This is a genomic window from Solibacillus sp. R5-41, from assembly GCF_002736105.1.
Taxonomy (GTDB): domain Bacteria; phylum Bacillota; class Bacilli; order Bacillales_A; family Planococcaceae; genus Solibacillus.
Map to the genome: position 1 here is coordinate 1,493,984 of NZ_CP024123.1, position 13,880 is coordinate 1,507,863.

Annotated in this window: 12 protein-coding genes; 4 read left to right on the plus strand and 8 right to left on the minus strand. The window is 34.7% G+C overall.

What is annotated here, in order from left to right:
• The first annotated feature begins 161 nt into the window (after positions 1 to 161).
• Both eutH and CSE16_RS07010 read left to right on the plus strand, forming a co-directional pair.
• Positions 162 to 1,277, plus strand: a complete 1,116-nt coding sequence (gene eutH, locus CSE16_RS07005; protein WP_099423243.1) for an ethanolamine utilization protein EutH — start codon at positions 162 to 164, stop codon at positions 1,275 to 1,277.
• On the plus strand, positions 1,267 to 3,042 hold the full coding sequence (locus CSE16_RS07010; protein WP_099423244.1) for an aminopeptidase P family protein: 1,776 nt from the start codon (positions 1,267 to 1,269) through the stop codon (positions 3,040 to 3,042). Before eutH ends, CSE16_RS07010 begins: the two co-directional genes overlap by 11 nt.
• Positions 3,043 to 3,299: 257 nt before the next feature.
• Here the strand turns inward: CSE16_RS07010 and CSE16_RS07015 are convergent, their stop codons facing one another.
• The 4 genes from CSE16_RS07015 to CSE16_RS07030 all read right to left on the minus strand — a co-directional run bounded on the left by CSE16_RS07015 (position 3,300) and on the right by CSE16_RS07030 (position 7,990).
• Positions 3,300 to 3,635 carry a DUF779 domain-containing protein gene (locus CSE16_RS07015; protein ID WP_099423245.1) on the minus strand — a complete coding sequence of 112 codons (336 nt, stop codon included), beginning with the start codon at positions 3,633 to 3,635 and terminating at the stop codon, positions 3,300 to 3,302.
• 83 nt (positions 3,636 to 3,718) lie between these two features.
• Positions 3,719 to 5,239 carry an acetaldehyde dehydrogenase ExaC gene (locus CSE16_RS07020; RefSeq protein WP_099423246.1) on the minus strand — a complete coding sequence of 507 codons (1,521 nt, stop codon included), beginning with the start codon at positions 5,237 to 5,239 and terminating at the stop codon, positions 3,719 to 3,721.
• A 435-nt stretch (positions 5,240 to 5,674) separates the two neighbouring features.
• Positions 5,675 to 6,274 (minus strand): SET domain-containing protein, encoded by a 600-nt coding sequence (locus CSE16_RS07025; RefSeq protein ID WP_099423247.1) that lies wholly within the window; start codon positions 6,272 to 6,274, stop codon positions 5,675 to 5,677.
• 450 nt (positions 6,275 to 6,724) lie between these two features.
• Positions 6,725 to 7,990: a saccharopine dehydrogenase NADP-binding domain-containing protein gene (locus tag CSE16_RS07030; protein WP_099423248.1), complete on the minus strand. Its 1,266-nt coding sequence runs from the start codon at positions 7,988 to 7,990 to the stop codon at positions 6,725 to 6,727.
• Positions 7,991 to 8,743: 753 nt separating this feature from the next.
• Here CSE16_RS07030 and CSE16_RS07035 point away from each other — a divergent pair.
• Entirely contained in the window at positions 8,744 to 9,370 is a 627-nt protein-coding gene (locus CSE16_RS07035; RefSeq protein ID WP_099423249.1) for a hypothetical protein, read from the plus strand.
• Between the two features lie 25 nt (positions 9,371 to 9,395).
• Entirely contained in the window at positions 9,396 to 9,650 is a 255-nt protein-coding gene (locus tag CSE16_RS07040; RefSeq protein ID WP_099423250.1) for a zinc ribbon domain-containing protein, read from the plus strand.
• A gap of 333 nt (positions 9,651 to 9,983) precedes the next feature.
• On the opposite strand, the gene CSE16_RS07045 is transcribed toward CSE16_RS07040, so the two are convergent.
• The 4 genes from CSE16_RS07045 to CSE16_RS07060 all read right to left on the minus strand — a co-directional run bounded on the left by CSE16_RS07045 (position 9,984) and on the right by CSE16_RS07060 (position 13,821).
• The gene (locus CSE16_RS07045) at positions 9,984 to 10,907 is read right to left on the minus strand and encodes an ABC transporter substrate-binding protein (protein ID WP_099423251.1); all 924 of its coding nucleotides are present in this window, start codon (positions 10,905 to 10,907) and stop codon (positions 9,984 to 9,986) included.
• 84 nt (positions 10,908 to 10,991) lie between these two features.
• Positions 10,992 to 12,008: a FecCD family ABC transporter permease gene (locus CSE16_RS07050; RefSeq protein ID WP_099423252.1), complete on the minus strand. Its 1,017-nt coding sequence runs from the start codon at positions 12,006 to 12,008 to the stop codon at positions 10,992 to 10,994.
• Entirely contained in the window at positions 12,005 to 13,027 is a 1,023-nt protein-coding gene (locus CSE16_RS07055; RefSeq protein ID WP_099423253.1) for a FecCD family ABC transporter permease, read from the minus strand. Before CSE16_RS07055 ends, CSE16_RS07050 begins: the two co-directional genes overlap by 4 nt.
• Entirely contained in the window at positions 13,024 to 13,821 is a 798-nt protein-coding gene (locus CSE16_RS07060) for an ABC transporter ATP-binding protein (RefSeq protein WP_371514640.1), read from the minus strand. The genes CSE16_RS07055 and CSE16_RS07060 overlap by 4 nt, the downstream gene beginning before the upstream one ends.
• Between the last annotated feature and the right edge of the window lie 59 nt (positions 13,822 to 13,880).

The following is a 13,880-nucleotide window of genomic DNA, read 5'->3' on the forward strand; positions in this document are numbered from 1 at the left end:
GGCATTGGGCCAACACGATGTTGGTCACTCAGGCGTTGCCGCACGACGCGGCGTTCTTAGCTTGAGTTCCTCTGATTCAGCCGGGGTTTGAACCCCCATATATAGAAGTAAGGGACTACTGCTGAAACAAGTAAAAAAGTAAATAGAAAGTGATAATAAAAATGGATAAATTTGTATTATATCTAATTGGTTCTTTTTTTGTAATCGGAGCTATTGATTATATTACCGGAAATCATTTGAAACTGGGTGAGAAATTTGAGGAAGGCATAAAGACCATGGGGGCTTTAGGGCTTGGCATGATAGGAATTCTTTCTTTAGTGCCTATATTTACAAATTTTTTATCCGCTGAGATTATTCCGATCTTTAAGGTTTTTCATCTAGATCCTTCAATCGTTCCAGCAGCACTTTTAGCTGTAGATATGGGAGCCTTTCAAATGGCGAATGAACTGGCTTTGACAGAGGAAATGGGGGCATTTTCAGGGATTATTATCGCATCTACTTTAGGCGCCACAATTAGTTTTTCAATACCTGTTGCGTTAGGAATGCTTTCTAAAGAGGATGAAAAATATTTTTCTAAAGGTGTGTTAGTTGGAATTATTGCGATACCTATCGGATGTCTTGCAGCAGGCTTGTGGCAAAAAATAGATATCAACATCTTAGTATGGAATATGGTTCCTATATTTGTTTTTGCCATTCTATTAGGAGTAGGATTATTAAAAGCACCTTCTGTTTTTATAAAAGTTTTTAATGTATTTGGAAAGCTAATCATAACTTTGAGTACGGTTGGTTTACTTTTACAAGGTATAGATGTGATATTTGGTGTAACGCTCGTGTCAGGATTAGCACCACTATCTGAATCTACTTTAATAGTAGCCAAAATCGCACTTTTCTTAGGTGGAGCCTATCCAATGTTAGCACTTATCAATCGAATTTTTAATAAGAGTTTTAAAGAAATTGGGGAGAAATTGGGCATTAATTCAGCGTCAGTAGCAGGTATTCTAGGTAGTTTAGCTAGTAATCTGTTGGTATTTGGAACATTTAAAGAAATGAATCCTAAAGGAAAAGTGGTATGTACGGCCTTTGGGATAAGTGGAGCATTTGTATTTGGCGGTCAATTTGGATTCGTGTCAGGAGTAGCCCCGGAAATGTTAGGAGCGTTTATCATAGCAAAGTTTACAGCTGGAATACTAAGTATCGTACTCGCTGCATGGATGTATGAACGTGAAAATAAAAAATTTAATCTTAAAGAAAATGGAGGAATTCGTAATGAGTATTAAGGATAGAGTTGAAAAGTTAAGACAGTTAATGAAAGAAAATCAAGTGGATGCGTATCTCATTCCTAGTTTTGATGCGCATCAAAGTGAATATGTAGCAGAACATTGGAAAGGGAGACAATGGATTTCAGGATTCACAGGTTCGGCAGGTACGGTCGTTATTACATTAGAAGATGCTGGGTTATGGACAGATGGTAGATATTATATTCAAGCGGAAAAGCAGCTAGAGGGCTCAGGAATTCGATTATTTAGAATGGTCGATCCAGGGGTACCATTTTATTCAGAATGGCTAGCAGAAGTTCTTAATGAAGGAAGCATTGTAGGCTTTGATGGAAATGTTTTTTCAACGAATTTGGTTAAAAGGATGGAAAAGGATTTACAAGCAAAGGACATCAAATTAAAAATGGATCAAGATTTACTTGGTGAGCTATGGGAAAATCGACCGGAGATTCCTAAAGAACCACTATTCACTCATGACGTAAAATACGCAGGTAAATCACGCGTAGAAAAATTAAATGAAGTAAGAGAAGAAATGAAAAATAAAGGAGCCAATTATTATATTTTAACGTCTCTTGATGACATTGCATGGCTTTTGAATATAAGAGGGGTGGACGTGCCTAACAGTCCAGTAGTAATTGCTAATGTAATCGTTGCAGAACATACATGTTATTTATTTATTGATTCCTGCAAAGTTCCTGCTTCGGTTAAATTAGAACTGGAGGCTGAAGGAATCGAGTTAAAAGCGAATGACGAAATACAAACATTCCTAGGAAATCTTTCAAGCGGAGATGCCGTTATGTTAGATACGACTAAAACAAATATCACTTTATATAACGCCATTAACAGCAATACAAAGAAAATTGCAAGCCCTGACATCACAACGAATTTAAAAGCCATTAAAAATGAAGTTGAGATAGAAAATGTGAAATGGTGTGAAATAAAAGACGGTGTAGCTATGGTGAAGTTTATTAAATGGCTAAAAAACGCTGTAAACAACGAAGAAATTACAGAGATTGCTGCAGAAGAAAAATTAGAAAATTTCAGAAAGGCGCAAGAAGGATATGTGGGAACTAGCTTTGATACGATCGCAGGTTATCAAGAACATGCTGCGATGATGCACTATAAAGCGAATGAAGAAACGCAATTTACCCTTAAAAATGAAGGACTCTTTTTAATCGATTCAGGTGGCCAATATTATGATGGCACAACAGATATTACACGAACGATTGTTTTAGGAATACTGACTGATGAACAAAAAAGAGACTATACTTTAGTGTTAAAAGGGTTTATTGCATTAAGCGCAGTAAAATATTTATACGGCACGACAGGTGGAAACTTAGATATTTTAGCAAGGCAACCAATATGGCAGCATGGTATAGACTATAAATGTGGGACGGGACATGGAGTAGGATTTTTCTTGAATGTTCATGAAGGACCACAAAGCATACGAAATAATAATCATGTTCCATTAGAAGAAGGCATGGTTATTACGAATGAACCGGGTATATACCTTGAAGGTAAATATGGAATTAGAATTGAAAATTTGATGTTAGTAGTTGAAGACGAGAAAACAGAGTTTGGTCAATTTATGAAATTTGAAACAATTACGTATTGCCCAATTGATTTAGCTGGTATCAATAAAGATATGTTAACAGAGAGTGAAAAACAATGGTTAAACAATTATCATCAAGAGGTATATTCGAAGCTAGCTCCTTATTTAAATGACGAAGAGAGCGAATGGCTAAGAGAAGAAACTAGAGAAATATAAATAGGTATTGCCGAATACAAGTATATAACTCAACTTGGAAGATATACACTACATGATGTGGTAGGTGTTCTAATGGCAATTGCAATTCATGGAATGCAGTACAATACCGCAGTTGGGAGGTTTTGCATTACAGTTCGCTTTGTTGCATCGGAAGAAAATAATTAAACACACTGTTGTATTCGAAAACTAAAAAAATGGCATAATTTAACGCACCTCATAAGTGGAGGTGCGTTTTTTAAATGCAAAAAATAGCTTACTTATTGCTTCTCTTTAAGTATCTTCGAATGCGTAATAAACGCAAATCCCTCAACGCTTTCAAGTGAAAAGGAAGCACCCTGTCCTTCGATTGCATCGACAATGGTTTGCATATGCTTCATATACTCATATTGTATTTTATCAATATAGTAAGGTACACCTGCGATTTCACCGACTAATACATTTTGACTACTAATATAATGCCCATCTGCTTGATAGCACATTGGAACAGTACCATCACAACAGCCTGCTGTTTGCTGGAACAGGAGGTTGCCGTGCTTGTTTTTTAGTAATTCGATAACTTCCAGCGCTTTTTGAGTTGCGATTAATTTTTCCATTTGTATTCACCTTTTCGGAATTATGATAAAAATCCCCCGTTTAATAAAAAATTAAACGGGGGATTGATTAGCAGAATAACGGCTTAGAAGAAACCTTGAGCTGATTTGTTGTAGCTTACTAACATACATTTTGTTTGTTGGTAATGCTCTAACATCATTAAGTGGTTTTCACGGCCAATACCTGATTGTTTGAATCCACCGAATGCAGCATGTGCTGGGTATTGGTGGTAAGTGTTAGTCCAAACACGACCAGCTTGGATGCCACGAACGGCGCGGTAAGCTGTATCCATGTTACGAGACCATACACCAGCACCTAAACCAAATTCAGTATCGTTAGCAATTGCCATTGCCTCGTCGAAGTCTTTAAATGTTGTCACAGAAAGAACTGGACCAAAGATTTCTTCTTGGAAGATACGCATTTTGTTGTTACCTTTGAAGATTGTTGGTGCGATATAGTATCCGCCTTCTTGGTCTTCGTCTAATTTGTTTTGGTAACCACCGATTAATAATTCAGCGCCTTCTTCTTTACCGATTTCAATATAAGAAAGGATTTTTGTTAATTGTTCGTTAGACGCTTGTGCACCCATCATTACTTCTGAATCTAGTGGGTTACCGATTTTGATTGCTTTAACGCGTTCTAATACACGTTCCATAAATTTGTCATAGATTGATTCATGTACTAATGCACGAGAAGGACAAGTACAAATTTCGCCTGAGTTTAATGCGAACATTACTAAACCTTCGATCGCTTTATCTAGGTACTCATCATCAGCATCCATTACATCTGGGAAGAAGACGTTTGGTGATTTACCACCAAGCTCTAATGTTACAGGAATGATGTTTTCTGTAGCATATTGCATGATTAAACGGCCAACGCCAGTTGAACCAGTGAAGGCAACTTTATTGATACGTGGGTTTGTAGCAAGTGGTTTACCAACTTCTACACCGTAACCGTTTACAATATTGAATACGCCTTTTGGTAATAAATCTTGAATTAATTCAACTAATACTAAGATTGAAGCAGGTGTTTGCTCAGCTGGTTTCATTACGATTGTGTTACCAGCAGCTAATGCAGGAGCGATTTTCCAAACAGCCATTAATAATGGGAAGTTCCAAGGAATGATTTGACCTACAACGCCGATTGGCTCATGGAAATGGTATGCGACTGTATCGTTATCGATTTGAGAAATCCCGCCTTCTTGCGCGCGGATCGCACCAGCGAAGTAACGGAAGTGATCAATTGCAAGTGGAATATCAGCGTTTAATGTTTCACGTACTGCTTTACCATTGTCCCAAGTCTCAGCAACAGCGATCATTTCTAAGTTTTGTTCAATGCGGTCTGCAATTTTGTTTAAAATGTTTGCGCGATAGGCAACTGAAGTCATAGCCCAAGCATCTTTTGCTGCATGTGCTGCATCAAGTGCTAATTCAATATCAGCTTCTTTAGAACGTGCTACTTTTGTATACACTTTCCCAGTTACTGGAGATTTTACGTCAAAGTATTCGCCGCCAACTGGAGCGACCCATTCGCCACCGATAAAGTTTTCGTATTGATCTTTGAAGTTTACTACTGCACCAGCAGAGTTAGGATTTGAATAAATCATAATTTAAAACTCCTATCATAAATCTCGTATTTAAAGTTGAATAAACTTTATACTCAAATTATGCATAGAGTGGTAGAATAAAACAAATGAAAAGGCTTACAAAAATATTTTTAAATTATTCTGAAAAATAAAATTGTATATACTTTTTGTAAGAGGCGAAAGAATAATTGTATTGATACAGTGAGGGAGTTGATAGTAATAGATATACTATAATAGTTGTTTGTGATGTATAACAATAGAAAATGATAAGGATAAAATGAATTTTTATGAAATGAAATGAATAAATATTTTTTTTGGTTTGACGTTGAAAATTAATAAAATGTTGATGAAATTATGACGAGTAAAAACTCTAAATACTTTTGAAAAATCCTATTCAAGATGATTTCTTGAATAAGATTTTCTAACAGTAGTGTCGCAGTTTCTCCTGTTAAGTATTTAATTTTCGTCTTCGTTATCAATAAATAACGTGAGAATGGAATCTAGTGGTTCATTTCCATTGGCTACCGCATTTACTTTATCAATATATTGCTCCCTGATTAAATATTTTAGTGGTTGCTCTACTGCATTGAAATGTTCAAATGTTGTTCTTGCCATCTCATCCCATTCTGCATAATATATTAAATAATCATTTGCAGTTACTTTTGTTCTTGATGTTCCTTCTTCAGGTATACATTCAAATTCTTCATCATCACCTATAGCTCCATAATCACATGTTAATTGCTCACCAGGTTGAATGTCTTTTGTAGCCAATTGAAAATCATAGGCTGTATCTACACAATTTGGATTGAAGCTATGATTCATATATTTTGCGTGATCCCAATGAAGAACATATATGCCGTCAGTATCTAAATAGGTATATTTATATATATACTCTTTTTGCAAATTATCAAGACTTTCAATATACTCCTCTGTTAGAATCATATCTAATTCATCTTTAATCCAGACAATGGTTCCTATAGGGATTAATTTTGTTGCAAACACACCAACGCCTACTTCTTCACTTACAAACCGAATTTCTGTATCTGGGTGCATCATTTGTTATTCCTCCTTAATAGTATTCCCATTTAAATGATATGTTACATTTCATGGGTGATAAATTTTCCCATAAAATCCTATTTTCTTAATTATGTTTATTCTATTACTCTTCGTTTGGAGCAGGCTTTAGACCTAGTTTTTAAAAGGTGGAGTTATACTTAAATTTTTTATTCATAGACTTTTATAAGAACTTTCAATTTCTCATCAAATGAAAGAACATGCAAAACAAACACAAAATGTAGTTAATACACTTAGATTTATAGGCAAAATAATTGGCTTTAAGTAAAATCATTAATGTTGAAAGTAAACATAAAAGTTGGAAAGAATATATAGCGTCGAGTACGAAAAGGCTAAATGCTTTTTGCCATATCATAAGTAAGGTGTTTTTTTATAAAGAAAAGTTCTTATTTAAAATGGGTATGATATCAATTCATCCTAGTGCAGTTGTTATTATTCAATTCTCTTCATTCTTTGATGTAATAATCCATCCGAGCTGTTATTCTCACCAAAGACAAAATCTTGCATATAGTAAGTTAAATATTTTTCATAATTACTTTGCGTATTAATTAATAATTCATCGACATAATATACACCTAAAGGAATATTATCTAGTATTAAACTCGCAGTACCGGCATATATTCCGCAAGCTACTTGGAAGTATGTTGCACTAGTTTTATATTTTTGGAATATATCAATACTTTTCATTGAGTTATACATATAAATTTCCTTATCATTGTATACTAAAAGTACACCAACAAGATCCTCCCCTTCTACCTCTCCATTCGAAGGGTCTATTAGCTTTTGTTTCCAATTCCAAAGGTCATCCACATCATCTAAATTATCTCGAATTAATTCAGTTGTATATTCATTGACTCGATAGATAAATCCCATTTCAAAATCATATAGCTTACTTAATGTTAGTACTTCTTCATGGGGCATAAGACATCCATAAAATTCTTTTTTTCCTACCGTTATCTTAAATTCAGTAGCATAGACATCATCATATAAGTAAAGTGGTAAATGATTTCGGACAAACATTGGATAGCTTAAAATTGCTTCATCTAGAAAACACTCAACGGACCAGGTAGTATAAATAGTTTTAGGATCTATAAGATTTTTGTCTTTATAAAAGGAACTGTCATGCTCAAAAATATAACAAGCTAAAGGTGGGTTACTGGCATTTTCTTTCAATAATTTAATGGTCATCCATTGAACTACACCAGGATTCATACCTGAACCAATAATTGCTCTTGTATTAGTAAAGATATCCTTCTTATCTTCAAAGCGGTAATATCGTTCAGTCAGTGGAAATCCATATAAGCTATCATCTAGATCAACCGCAGTGTTCTCTAATGCTGAGTTGATATAATGAACTCCAAGTTTGTTACAACATTCAACCATTTCGATTGTATCAGCCCAGGATACATCAATAACTAAATTGGTGTTTGTCGATTTTAAAAGTTCAGTAAATTTGTCTCGGTCACTAAGATCAAATTGAACGATAATCAAATTATCAATCAAATTTGGAAACAATTGATTATAATAATCCATCGTTTTTTGATTGTTATCTATTAAAACAAGCTTTGAATTTACAATAATATGGTGGATTGGATCATTTTTATCAGTAATAGAATGATTTAGAATAGATAAGATTGACTTAGCAACTCCGCCCATACTTCCAAGAATAGTGATTGTATATTGATTTAGTTCTCCCATAGCAAAACATCCTTTTCTTATACTTATAATTAACATAGCGTATGTATTTTTGAATGAGATTGCTTGTATGAAACAACTAATTCTAATTGAAATTTAATATGAAAATTAATTAATATAAATCTCACTTAAATTAGTTACGGTGAACCGTACCATAAGTAAGGCGGTTTTTTCTGAAGGAATAGATACAGCACCTAGTTGTTCTACGAAACATGGGAATTCAGATTCGAACTGAATAAATTTTGAAAAATACATATAGGTTCTTGATCCACCTTTTTTTTGAAGTAAGCCGTATTGTAGCATCCAAATAAAGAGAAAATTTATAAATATGAAGTTGTAGCTGTTATCGAATTAAAAATTGATCCAGGCTATATTAATATCTCTGAACTGAAAAATACCTTCGAGGGTCTAAATGATAATATAAACAAGAATGAGTAATTTTCATTAAAAAAATATATTTTAATGAATCCGATGAAGATACCTATTATCTAAAAAATGTTCTTCGGATTAATGCTGAAAAGACAGTGAAAAGTATAATTTTACCAGCAGAAGCTAACCATTAAGATAGAATAAGTAACATAATTAGTATTTGTAAAAATGAAGATGTTGATTTTAATTCGTTAACCGATACGTCTAAAAAAAAAGAGAATACAAACTAATAGACTTAAATTATGTTAAGAACCTCATATAGTTTCAATACTGGTTAAATGTGATAATGTATATACATAAAATAAATTGAATAAATGAGGGATAATCATGTCAGTTGTGAACCTGTTAGCTTCTCAACTAAGTCGAAATGATGAAGTGCCCAATATTGAGCTGGCACATAAGTTAGCCAATGAAGAAAATTATACGGGCATAAAAGAAATAATTGAAAACCTAACTTGCAAAGATAAAAAGATTCAATACGATTGTATTAAAGTAGCGTACGAAATTGGGCAAGTTAAACCAGAACTCATAAGTAAGTATGTCCTGACTTTTATAGAGTTGCTAAAAAGCCGTAATAATCGTTTGGTCTGGGGCGGAATGACGGCATTAGCAACGATTGCTGAGGGAGCATCAGAAACCATTATGGCTCATCTTGACATATTAAAACATGCTATGAAAGTTGGTTCAGTTATTACAATTGATAAAGGTGTCCTAACTCTTGCGAAGCTAGCAGCCGTCAGTAAGGAAAACAATGATGTGATTTTTCCAATATTACTCCATCACCTTGATAATTGCAGACCAAAGGAAATTCCTCAGCACTCGGAAAGTACTCTTTTAGCCGTAACAGATGAAAATAAAGAGGAATTATTGAATGTATTACGAAGAAGAGAAAAATACCTAACAGCACCACAATTAAAAAGAGTCAAAAAGATTTATAAAACATTAGAAGATTAATAATAGTAAATTTTGAGGTGATAGTATGAAAGAATATAAAAAATGCCAAAGCTGTGGCATGCCATTAAAAAAAATTGAAGATCGTGGTACAGAGAAAAATTTAGATAAAAGTTGTATGTACTGTAAGCATTGTTATCAAGAAGGGGAATTCACGCAAAAGGACATTTCGGTAGATGAAATGAAACGATTTGTAAAAGATAAATGCATCGAAATGGGTTTTCCGAAGTTTTTGGCAGGAATGTTTGTAATGAACCTTCATAAATTAGAGAGGTGGAAATGAGCATTACAATTAAAGCAATATTTAATGCAAACTTCATTTTGATATATTACGGAGAACCGTATCATAAGTAAATGAGGGGTTTTTCTGTAATTAAATCAGTGAATTTTTATAATATGGGAGATAATCCTTGTAGCTTATTTCAGTACTCTAATCTACACAAGTTCTATTAAATTTGCTGCGACAGATTCAATTAAAGTAATCGTTGGTGTGACAGCTTAGTACAGATATGCAAGTATATTGATGAAATTAAAAAGTGGATTCGGAAAACTATTAAGTTATCCGAATCCACTTTTTATTTTGATACAGCGAAATAGCTGGAAATTTGTTGTGAAATTATCGCGCTGATAAAATTTCTTCTAAGTTTTCTAAAGCTAACTTGTTACCATATGCAGAGTAGTTTAACCAAGGATTTTCTTCAATTATGATTACTTGATTATTTTGTACTGCTTTTAAACTTTGCCAAATTGGATCATTTTGCAACTCATCAAATACTTGTTGGCTACCTTCATCTACAGAAGATACTAGTACAAACATTGTATCTGCGTTGAAATCAGGAAGTACTTCCTTTGAGATATTTTCCCAGTTACCTGTAATTGCTTTAACGTTTGGTGCTGGTGTGAATCCTAAATCTTCAAATAAAATTGGACCTAGAGGACGCTCCATGCCATATACACGAATACCTTTTGCAGATACGCGAACAGCCATTACTGTTCCATCACCCAGGGTTTCTTTCGCTAATGCTTTTACGTCTTCTACTTTTGCATCATACGCAGCAATGAATTCCTCCGCTGTTTCTGAGCGATCTGTAATTTCTGCGATGTTGTTTAAGTGGTCTTTCCAACGACCTTCATCTAAGTTAATAACATGTGTAGTTGCGATAGCTTCGTATTTATCTAAACCATGTTTTTCCGCAAACTCAGCATCAATAAAAATTTCATCTGGTTGTAATGCAATTAATGCTTCCATATCTGGTTCTTTTGTGAAACCTAAATATTTAGTTTCCGGGTATTGTTTTTCATCTAATGGTAGGAAATCACTAGTAGTGGTTCCTACAGGAATGATTTCCAATGCTTGTAAGTTACCTGTTAGGAAAATTGAGATTGAAGCAACGTCTTTATCATAGGCGATGTTTTCTGCTTCTTCTGTTACTTCTGGTACTTCTTGCTCTGCTGTTTTTTCTTCTTTTGTATCGTTTCCACATGCTACTAATGTAAAAACTGATAGTGCTGAGAAAAGACTTAATAATATTTTTTTCATAGGACGCTCCTAAATAGTAGATTCATTGATAATAATTATCATTTGTACTTTGGTAGTATAATATGATTTTTATTAAAAAACAATCTATTTTTTAGTTTTGAATAAAATATATAAGAAATAAGGAGCACCTACTGTTGACACGATCACTCCAGCTGGAATTGCGCTAGGCTCAAAAATAGAGCGGGCAAGTGTATCAGATAATACGAGAATTACAACACCGACAAATGCCGAAATCGGTAATAGATGTTCGTGTGCTGGTCCAACTAAGCGTCTAGCAATATGTGGGGCGACAAGTCCGATAAATCCAATACCACCTGTCATCGCTACACTTGCAGAAGAGAGTGCTACTGCTAAAAATAAGAGCTTGATACGCGAGGGTTGTATCTTTGTGCCAATACTTAAAGCAAGTGAATCACCTAATGCAAAGCTATTTAATGTTTTGCTGCTCATCAATGCTAATGGAAGAAGTACAAGTATCCATGGTAAGAGTGAATACACATGAATCCAATCGCGTCCCCATACATTTCCTAAAAGCCAGCTTGCAGCAAAAGAGTATGTTTTTTCATCAAGCTGTAACGATAAATAAAGAGTTAATGCATTGAAACCAGCTGCAACTGCTATGCCAACTAAGAGTAATCGAGTTGGTAAAATTCCTTTATGGCGTTCATATGTAAAGAAAATGATGAGAGTTGCAGCAGTGATGCCACCAACAAATGTAAAGATGGGAATTGTTAATGCCGGTAATGTGTTGAGCGATGTAAAATATGTCATATATATCATTAAGCCAGCCCCGGCTCCTGCATGAATGCCTAAAATACCTGGATCTGCAAGGGGATTACGGGTAATACCTTGGAATATTGCACCTGCAACACCAAGCCCTGCACCTGCAAGAATTGTAATAATAATGCGAGGCAAACGATAATCAAACAGTACCATTTTTTCGATATCTGAACCTTGACCTAAAAAAGTATAAAGCACATTTAATGGCGAAATTTTTAATGAACCTGTATTTAATCCATATAAAATGGTTGCAAATGTAATAAATACTAGCACGAGTATAACTTGTTGAGTTCGTTTTTTTCGTTTTTGAAAGATGTTCATAAGGTACGGTTCTCCTTTCTAGAAATATATAAGAAAAACGGTACACCAATCATCGCAACAATGACGCCAATTGCAAATTCTTTAGGAGGATCAATGGTACGTGCAAGTAAGTCAGCTACGACTAATAATAATGCGCCGAGTATTGCACTAACGGGTAGCACAAATCGGTAATCGACGCCAACAAATTTACGCGCGATATGCGGAATGATAAGTCCAACAAATGCGATAGAACCAACAGCAGCTACGGAAACACCTGCTAACATAAGTGCGAATACAATGGCAATAAGTCGAATCCGTTTTGTGTTTAAACCTAGGTTGACCGCCATTTCTTCTCCCATTGCCATAATGGATAATGATTTTCCAAGCAGCATGGCACCAATTAATACAATGATTAAAATAGGTGCAATTGCAACTAATTGAGGCCATTCTACACCAGCAACTCCACCTGCATACCAAAAAGCAAGATCTTGACTTAATTCGAAGTAAATGGCAATACCTGAAGTTAAAGAATGTAACAATGATGCAATAACAGTTCCTGCTAATGTTAGTTTAAGTGGTGTTAATCCACCGGGTGTATTCATCCCCAGTAAAAAAATAAATAATGTTGTACAAGTCGCCCCTAAAAATGATAGGACCATTAATAGTGAAAATGGAATGTCTGGAAAAAAAACAAAGCTCAGTGCAACAACAAAAGTTGCACCAGCATTAATACCAAGTACGCCAACATCAGCTAATGGGTTTCGTGTCACACCTTGCATAAGTGCCCCTGCGACTGCAAAGGCAGCTCCAACTAAACCTGCGGCTAGTACACGAGGGAAGCGAACAGAGTATAAAATTTGATGTTCAATGTTACTTGTATCAAAGTGCCAAATAGCAGCCCAAACTGTTGAAAAAGGTAATGGTTTCGCGCCGAATACAATCGCAATAAATAGACTGATTGCTAATAAAATTGTACTCACAAAAATTGTTACATAAAATGGTCGTCTATTTGTTTTACAAAGGAAGCTATTCGATTTCATGGCGTCTCCTCTGTAATGGAATCTGTTGGAATACAAACAGGTACTCCTGTTTTTGGCTCTATTAATATTGTTGCTTCAATTTGGAAAACATCTTTTAAAACCTTTTCCGTTAAGACTTCTAGTGGGTTTCCTTCTGTATGAACTTCCCCTTTTTTGATGCAAATGATGTGATCAGCAAAACGAGTAGCATGATTTAAATCGTGGACTACCATGATAATAGTGCGTTGCTGTTCTTCATTTAACTTACGAATTAATTTTAAAACATCGAGTTGGTGTCCCATATCTAAAAAAGTTGTGGGCTCGTCAAGTAATAATATAGGTGTTTTTTGGGCAAGTGCAAGCGCAATCCAGGCACGTTGTCTTTGCCCGCCAGATAATTCATCGACTGGACTTTCTGCAAATGCTGATAATCCAGTGGCATCTATTGCCCAATGAATTATATTGAAATCTTCTTTAGAATGTGAGCTGAAAGATTTTTGGTGAGGGTATCTTCCGTAAGCTACTAATTCACTTACAGTTAATCCATCTGGGGCAATTGGATTTTGTGGTAAAATCGCAAGCTTTTTGGCAACATTTTTTGTTGAATAAGTATGTATCGATTTTCCATCGAGTAAAACTTGTCCGTTTTTGGGTTGTAGGAGACGTGCAAGCGTTTTTAAAATCGTGGATTTGCCAGAGCCATTAGCACCTACAAGCGCAGTTATTTTCCCTACAGGTACTGTAATATTTAAATTATCTACAATAATTTTATCATCATAAGAAATAGTAAGATTTTCAGTTTGAAATGTATCTATCATAGTGTGCCTTCTTTATTCTGAATTTTTTAATTGAAAAGTATTATCAATAATGATTT

What these genes read in the sequence shown, in the direction of transcription:
- CSE16_RS07030 (WP_099423248.1), bottom strand. Translation starts at nt 7,990, where the DNA reads ATGGGAGAACTAAATCAATATACAATCACTATTCTTGGAAGTATGGGC.
- CSE16_RS07025 (WP_099423247.1), bottom strand. Translation starts at nt 6,274, where the DNA reads ATGATGCACCCAGATACAGAAATTCGGTTTGTAAGTGAAGAAGTAGGC.
- CSE16_RS07020 (WP_099423246.1), bottom strand. Translation starts at nt 5,239, where the DNA reads ATGATTTATTCAAATCCTAACTCTGCTGGTGCAGTAGTAAACTTCAAA.
- CSE16_RS07015 (WP_099423245.1), bottom strand. Translation starts at nt 3,635, where the DNA reads ATGGAAAAATTAATCGCAACTCAAAAAGCGCTGGAAGTTATCGAATTA.
- CSE16_RS07040 (WP_099423250.1), top strand. Translation starts at nt 9,396, where the DNA reads ATGAAAGAATATAAAAAATGCCAAAGCTGTGGCATGCCATTAAAAAAA.
- CSE16_RS07010 (WP_099423244.1), top strand. Translation starts at nt 1,267, where the DNA reads ATGAGTATTAAGGATAGAGTTGAAAAGTTAAGACAGTTAATGAAAGAA.
- CSE16_RS07045 (WP_099423251.1), bottom strand. Translation starts at nt 10,907, where the DNA reads ATGAAAAAAATATTATTAAGTCTTTTCTCAGCACTATCAGTTTTTACA.
- CSE16_RS07035 (WP_099423249.1), top strand. Translation starts at nt 8,744, where the DNA reads ATGTCAGTTGTGAACCTGTTAGCTTCTCAACTAAGTCGAAATGATGAA.
- eutH (WP_099423243.1), top strand. Translation starts at nt 162, where the DNA reads ATGGATAAATTTGTATTATATCTAATTGGTTCTTTTTTTGTAATCGGA.
- CSE16_RS07055 (WP_099423253.1), bottom strand. Translation starts at nt 13,027, where the DNA reads ATGAAATCGAATAGCTTCCTTTGTAAAACAAATAGACGACCATTTTAT.
- CSE16_RS07050 (WP_099423252.1), bottom strand. Translation starts at nt 12,008, where the DNA reads ATGAACATCTTTCAAAAACGAAAAAAACGAACTCAACAAGTTATACTC.